This is a genomic window from Albidovulum sp. (assembly GCF_049646345.1).
GTDB lineage: Bacteria > Pseudomonadota > Alphaproteobacteria > Rhodobacterales > Rhodobacteraceae > Albidovulum.
The window spans coordinates 1-6,905 of sequence record NZ_JBARVQ010000182.1 but is presented as its reverse complement, the minus strand read 5'-3'; the positions used below and the strand labels follow the sequence as shown (position 1 = coordinate 6,905).

General features: G+C 60.2%; 5 protein-coding genes. 3 read left to right on the top strand and 2 right to left on the bottom strand.

Annotation, left to right across the window (positions count from 1 at the left end; translation table 11 throughout):
• Positions 1-541: FAD-binding oxidoreductase (locus tag WBB85_RS04520; RefSeq protein WP_432637432.1), on the bottom strand; the 541-nt coding region annotated here is incomplete at its 3' end.
• 5 nt (positions 542-546) lie between these two features.
• Positions 547-1,782, bottom strand: coding sequence for an aromatic ring-hydroxylating oxygenase subunit alpha (locus tag WBB85_RS04515; protein ID WP_432637431.1), 1,236 nt, complete (start codon positions 1,780-1,782; stop codon positions 547-549).
• A 295-nt stretch (positions 1,783-2,077) separates the two neighbouring features.
• Here WBB85_RS04515 and WBB85_RS04510 point away from each other — a divergent pair, with 295 nt between their 5' ends.
• From WBB85_RS04510 to WBB85_RS04500, 3 genes are all read left to right on the top strand, one after another.
• Positions 2,078-3,067 (top strand): carbon-nitrogen hydrolase family protein, encoded by a 990-nt coding sequence (locus tag WBB85_RS04510; protein WP_432637430.1) that lies wholly within the window; start codon positions 2,078-2,080, stop codon positions 3,065-3,067.
• Between the two features lie 77 nt (positions 3,068-3,144).
• Positions 3,145-5,883: an aminotransferase class I/II-fold pyridoxal phosphate-dependent enzyme gene (locus WBB85_RS04505; RefSeq protein WP_432637429.1), complete on the top strand. Its 2,739-nt coding sequence runs from the start codon at positions 3,145-3,147 to the stop codon at positions 5,881-5,883.
• 13 nt (positions 5,884-5,896) lie between these two features.
• Positions 5,897-6,905: biotin carboxylase (locus WBB85_RS04500; RefSeq protein WP_432637428.1), on the top strand; the 1,009-nt coding region annotated here is incomplete at its 3' end.

Here is a 6,905-nt window from a genome sequence, read left to right as displayed (position 1 = left end):
GCCGAAGACCGCGCACCCGGCCCGCCATATATTCCAGCCTTTTGCGGAAGATCAGTTCCGACGGCTTGTTGGCGCATTGGATGAAGCTGATATCGGGCTCTTCACCGCGTTCCCAAAGAAACGTCGCCATCGACATCATCGGGGTGACGCCAGACCCGGCCGAGATGAACAGGTATTTTCCGTTTGGCTGGCGCGGCAGGTGAAAGACACCGCCCGGTCCTTTGGCGTTCAGCCGCATGCCCGGCACCAGATGCTCGACCATCCAGCGCGTGCCCTGACTGTCGGGCTGGGCCTTTACTGTGACCGAGATATAGACGTTCGAAGTCGGGCTCGATGAGATCGTATAGGTCCGGTAGATCGGCCCGCCGGGCAGGGGCAGTTCCAGTGTGATGAACTGCCCCGCACGGAAGAGGAACGTGGCCCCCGAGGGCGGACGAAAGACGAAGGTCCGCACATTCGGCGCCTCGGGCACGACCATGACGCATTCCAGTGGTTCTGCATCAGACCAGAACGGCGTATCCTCGCGCGGCATCGGGATCATGGCGCTTACTCCGCTGCGATGACTTTGCGGCCGACCAGCCGGTTCTGCAGCGTCGCGACATACCAGTCGACGAACTGGATCACGCCGCTTTCCTGCAATTCGGAATAGGGGCCGGGCTCATAGGCGGGCGAGTTGATGCCAAGCTGGTTCTGTTCGACCACGATGCGGTCTTCGTCATTGGTGGCGTCCCAGACCTCGGTCAGGCGCTTCAGGTCGTAATCCTGCCCCTCGACCGCATCCTTGTGCACCAGCCAGGTGGTGGTGACCTGGGATTCGGTCGGGCTGATCGGCAGCACGCGGAAGTTCAGGATGTGGTCGGACAGGTAGTGGTTCCAGGTATTGGGGTAGTGGAAGAAAAGGAGCGTGCCGGCATTGGCGAAGGGCATGCCGGTCAGCATCTTCTTGACCGCCGCCTTGCCGTCCATTGTGTAGCTCACCGCCTCGCCCACGAAGGGGATGCGGACAAAGCGCCACTGTTCATTGGGGTCGATGACGTATTTCGACGGCAGGCCTGCCGCCTCGCAGCGCGCGACATGGGCGGCACCGACGGGTGAGGAAACCGAATCGTCCGCCCCGACAAGGTTCGGGTCGTCGTTGAAAGTGCGGCAGAGCGAGGGATGCGCGCCCGAGCAATGGTAGCATTCGCGGTTGTTTTCCAGCACCAGCTTCCAGTTGCCATTCTCGATGATCGTGGACTGGGCGGCGACCTTCAGATCGTCAAGCCCGTGCGGCGCGGTGTAGCGCAGCGCCTCGGCCTTGACGGGCGCGAAGTCAGGTGCGTATTCAGCCAGACAGATGAAGACCATGCCAGCGGCCATGTCGCAGTGAACCGGCTTCAGCCCGTGCTTGGAGGCATCGAAATCCGGGCCCATGTCGCGGGCCCAGAGGAGGCGGCCGTCAAGTTCGTAGGTCCATTGGTGATAGGGGCAGACGAGTTTCGGGTTCGATCCCTTGACGCTCTGACAGATGCGGCTGCCGCGATGGCGGCAGGAATTGTGAAAGGCGCGGATGACGCCATCATTGCCGCGCACCACGATCACCGAATAATCGCCGATCTGCACGGTGACATAGTTGCCGGGCTTTGCGATTTCGGGCGCCGAAGCGACATAGACCCAGTCGCGGGTCCAGATCAGCCGCATATCGGCGTCATAGACCTCGGGCGCGGTATAGAAATCGCGCCCCAGAGAGGTCTTCGGGCTGCGGGAAAGAAGCTGCGAGAGGATGTCGGAATCGCGAAGCATGGTGCGGGTCCCTGGAATAAGCTGGAGGGGTTTGCCCGAGGCCGGACAATTTCGCGCTTATCTGCGGAATCCGCCGCAAACAGAGCGCTGAAAACGACCAGTTCCGACGTAATCCTGACGCGTTTGAACGCTATATGGGGCCCACCGGGCACATGTACGACAACGGACGCTGCGGCACGGGTGTCACAGTCGCGTGCATTCGGGTTCCAGTCTGCCTGCGAAACCGCTAATCAGGGCGGAACCACCATGGGCGCCCGGCATGATGCCGCGATGCCGCCCGTTCGGAGACAAGACGATGACCCCATTCGCGATCGCCGGCGTACAGATGTACGTCAACGCGCTGCAATCCAATGTCGAAGGCATGATCCACCGGATCGACGTACTGATGGCGCGCTTTCCATGGACGGAAATGGTGCTGTTTTCCGAACTGGCCCCTTACGGCCCCCTGCACCGTTTCGCTCAGCCTTTCGAGAATGAGGCGCTCGATCAGTTCCGGGCGGCGGCGAAGAAGCACCGGATCTGGCTGATCCCGGGGTCGATGTTCGAAAAGACCGAGGATGGGCGCATCTACAACACCTCGGCGGTGATTGACCCCGATGGTCAGATTGTCACCCGCTACCGCAAGATGTTTCCCTTCCGGCCTTACGAAGTCGAGGTCGAAGCGGGGACCGAATTCTGCATCTTCGACGTTCCGAATGTGGGCCGTTTCGGTCTGTCGATCTGCTATGACATCTGGTTCCCCGAAACCACGCGGCAACTGACCAGCGCAGGGGTCGAGGTGCTGCTGCACCCTGTTCTGACCGGCACCACCGACCGCGACGCGGAGCTGGCCATCGCGCGGGCCACTGCGGCGCAGTTCCAGTGTTACGTCATCGACGTGAACGGGCTTGGGGCAGGGGGCGTGGGCCGGTCGCTGATGATCGATCCGTCGGCCACCGTACTGCACCAGTCGGCGGGGCAGGAGGACATGTTCCCGATCGAGGTTGATCTGTCGATTGTACGGCGCCAGCGGGAAACAGGCCTCAAGGGGTTGGGACAGGTTTTGAAGAGCTTCCGCGACCGGGATGCCGAGTTTTCCGTCTACGACCGGTCCAGCGGTGCGGACGCCTATCTCAGGTCCCTCGGCCCGTTGGAGATGCCGCGGCAGGGATCGCGCGCCGGTCTGGAAAATCCGGTTGTGGCCGGTGACAGGATGTCGCATGCTGGCGGTAACACTGGTCCCGAACCGGTCGGATCGGACCTGGGTTACATTCCGCCACTGGCGGACAAAACAGCGAGCGGCTGAGCCCCTCGCGGAACGACGCAAGGCTCGCGGAAGGACCGCAACAGGCATCGGCCGCCGTCACTGACGGGGATGATGCGATGCAATCGGTCAATGACTATTACTCGGCGATCCAGCTGCGCTCGGACCGCTGGAGTTCGTTGCGCGAGGCGACGGGGGCTCTTGGCCGCGATCCGCAGGGAAAGAAGGCCGACGCGCTGCGCAGCCAGATTGAGGAATTGTTCACCTCACTCGCGCTGATCGAACGCTACTGGGCTTTTCCGGGCATGCAGGCCTTCGACCATCTCAGACGGCAGTTTGAACACGGCAATCTCGACGATCTGGCCTTTGGTGTGCACCGTGTGACGCGGGCTTTGACCACAGGTGCCTATCGCCGCCGCCATATCCCCCTGGACCGCGAAAGCGCCGAGGTGGACGATCACGAGGATGAGGCGATGCTGTCGCCCGAGGCGCGGGCCCTGACCAAGCCCTATTTCGAGGTGATGATCGTCGATGACCTGAATGAGCATCAGGAACGCTGGCTGAAGACCAATGTCGGGCGGATGCGGCGCTTCGAAGACCCGTTCATGTATGAAACCGTGATCGTGCCCAGCCTTGAGGATGCGCTGATCGGTATCCTCTTCAACCACAATGTTCAGGCCGTTGTCGTGCGGCCGGGTCTGCGCCTGAAATCCGGCGTCGATCTGCCGATCCTCAAACGCTATCTCAATCGTGTCGGCGGGGCCGAAGGGCTGGAGGGGCTGAAGCCCGAAAATTTCGGGGCCGAACTGTGCCGACTGATCGCCTCCGTCCGGCCGGAACTTGATGCCTATCTGGTGACGGATCGTTCGGTTGAGGAAATCGCCGGTCTCGACCTCGGCATCTGCCGCCGGGTCTTTTACAATCAGGAAGACTTTCAGGAGCTGCACCTGAACATCCTGCGCGGCGTGCAGTCGCGCTACAAGACGCCGTTCTTCACGGCGCTTGTGGAATATTCCAAGCAACCGACGGGCGTCTTTCATGCGATGCCGATCAGCCGCGGCAAGTCCATCTCACGGTCGCACTGGATTCAGGATATGGGTGCCTTCTACGGCCCCAACATCTTCATGGCCGAAACCTCGGCAACCTCCGGCGGCCTCGACAGTCTGCTGGAGCCGCATGGGCCGATCAAGAAGGCGCAGGAACTCGCGGCGCGGGCCTTTGGGTCGAAACAGACCTTCTTTGCCACCAACGGCACTTCCACATGCAACAAGATCGTCGTGCAAGCCCTTGTCAGGCCTGGCGATATCGTGCTGGTCGATCGCGATTGCCACAAGTCGCACCATTACGGGATGGTGCTGGCAGGCGCGCAGGTCGTCTATCTCGATTCATATCCGCTGAACGATTACTCGATGTATGGCGCGGTGCCGCTGCGCGAGATCAAGCATCAGCTTCTGGCGCTCAAGGCGGCGGGCAAGCTTGATCAGGTCCGCATGCTGCTTCTGACCAACTGCACGTTTGACGGCGTGGTCTATAATGTCGAACGGGTAATGGAGGAATGCCTTGCCATCAAGCCCGACCTGATCTTCCTTTGGGATGAGGCGTGGTTCGCCTTTGCCCGTTTCGGCCCGACCTACCGCCAGCGGACCGGCATGAACGCCGCCAATGTGCTGCGCGAACGGCTGAAATCGCCCGAACATGCGAAGGCTTACGAAAAGCAGGCCGGGAAGCTGAAAGACGCTGATGATGAAAAGCTGCTGATGACGCGTCTGGTGCCACCGCCAGATGCCCGCGTCAGGGTCTATACGACGCAATCGACGCACAAGACGCTGACTTCTCTCAGGCAGGGGTCGATGATCCATGTCAACGATCAGGACTTCAAGGGCGAGGTGGAGCAGTCGTTCCACGAAGCCTATATGACCCATACCTCCACCAGCCCCAATTACCAGATCATTGCGTCCCTCGATGTGGGCCGCAGACAGGTGGAACTGGAAGGGTTCGAATTCGTCCAGCGTCAGGTGGAAGCGGCGATGTCGATGCGCAAGGCGATCTCGACCCATCCGCTTTTGCAGAAGTATTTCAAAGTCTTGACGGCCGGTGACATGATCCCGGACGCATATCGCGAAAGCGGCGTGGAAAGCTACTACGACCCGCATCAGGGCTGGACCGATATCTGGGAATGCTGGGAAAAGGACGAGTTTGTGCTGGACGCGACCCGCGTGACTCTGGCCGTCGGCGGTACCGGCTGGGACGGGGATACGTTCAAGACCCAGATCCTGATGGACAAATACGGCATCCAGATCAACAAGACCTCGCGCAACACGGTCCTTTTCATGACCAATATCGGCACGACCCGGTCTTCGGTCGCCTATCTGATCGAGGTTCTGGTCGAGATTGCGAAAGAGCTGGATGACCGGCTGGACGATGCCTCAAACATGGAACGCCGCGCCTTCGAACACCGGGTCAAGGCGCTGATGGAGGATCTGCCGCCCTTGCCGGATTTCTCGCGGTTCCACGATGCGTTCCGCAGCGACAAAGTGACGATCGAGGGCGATATCCGCACCGCTTTCTTCCTCAGCTATGATGAAAAGAACTGCGATTATCTCGACCTGCACGGCTCGATCAACGAAGCGATGGCGTCAGGGCGCGAGGTGGTTTCGGCCTCGTTCATCATTCCCTATCCGCCGGGTTTCCCGATCCTTGTGCCGGGGCAGGTGGTGAGTGCGGAAATTCTCGCCTTCATGCGGGCGCTCGATGTCAATGAAATCCACGGCTACCGCGCCGATCTGGGTCTCAGGGTTTTTACGGACGAAGCGCTGGCACAGCGTATGGGAACAAAACTGCCGGAAGCGGCGGAATAACAGGGAGTATCAAATGGCCACAAGTGAGTTGAAGAACATCTCGGAAATCCGCCGGCATTTTCACCGCAATGAGGACCCGATCTATTTCGTGTCAGCCACGAACTTCAACCTCTTGGGCATCGACGAATGGTGTAAGAACTTCAAATACATATGTTATATCGACTGTTATGACGGGCGGCATCCGAACGTCTTTTGCCCGTCCGAACAGCCGCATGCGGAATTCCAGTCGATCGAAGAGATCAACAACTACCTTCTGCAGCACAAGGAAGTGATCGACCTGATCAAGCGGCGCGGTGGCAAGCCGAAATTCGTCTTCCTGATGTTTGACGCGGAAACCGAGCGTCTGGCCAAGGAACTGGGCGGTGAGGTCTGGTTCCCCAAGGCGAAGCTGCGCACCAAATGCGACAACAAGATCGAGACGGTCCGGATCGGCAACAAAGCGGGCGTGCCGTCGGTGCCGAACACGCTTTCCGAAGTCAAAAGCTATGACCACCTGAAGAAGATCTGCGACAAGGCCGGGCTGGGCCATGATCTGGTGCTGCAATCGGCCTTTGGTGATTCCGGCCACACGACGTTCTTCATCAAGTCCGAGGCCGATTTCCGACGCCATGAGCACGAAATCGTCGGCGAGGGCGAAATCAAGATCATGAAGCGGATCGATTGCCGCGGCTCGGCCATCGAGGCTTGTGCAACGAAAGAGGGCACCATCGTCGGCCCGCTGATGACCGAACTTGTCGGCTTCAAGGAACTGACCCCCTATCGCGGCGGTTGGTGCGGGAATGAGATCTTCTCGACCGCCTTTCCGCCGAAGACCCGGCAACGGGCGCGGGAACTCACGTTCCAGTTCGGCGAACAGCTTCGCAAAGAGGGCTATCGCGGCTATTTCGAACTCGATTTCCTGATCGATAAGAAGACCGGTGAGATCTGGCTGGGGGAGCTGAACCCGCGCATCACCGGAGCGTCGTCAATGACCAACCACGCCGCCTTCGCCCATGCCGATGCGCCGCTCTTCCTGTTCCATC

Coding starts and splice junctions, on each gene's coding strand:
- WBB85_RS04505 (WP_432637429.1), top strand. CDS start 3,145: ATGCAATCGGTCAATGACTATTACTCGGCGATCCAGCTGCGCTCGGAC.
- WBB85_RS04510 (WP_432637430.1), top strand. CDS start 2,078: ATGACCCCATTCGCGATCGCCGGCGTACAGATGTACGTCAACGCGCTG.
- WBB85_RS04515 (WP_432637431.1), bottom strand. CDS start 1,782: ATGCTTCGCGATTCCGACATCCTCTCGCAGCTTCTTTCCCGCAGCCCG.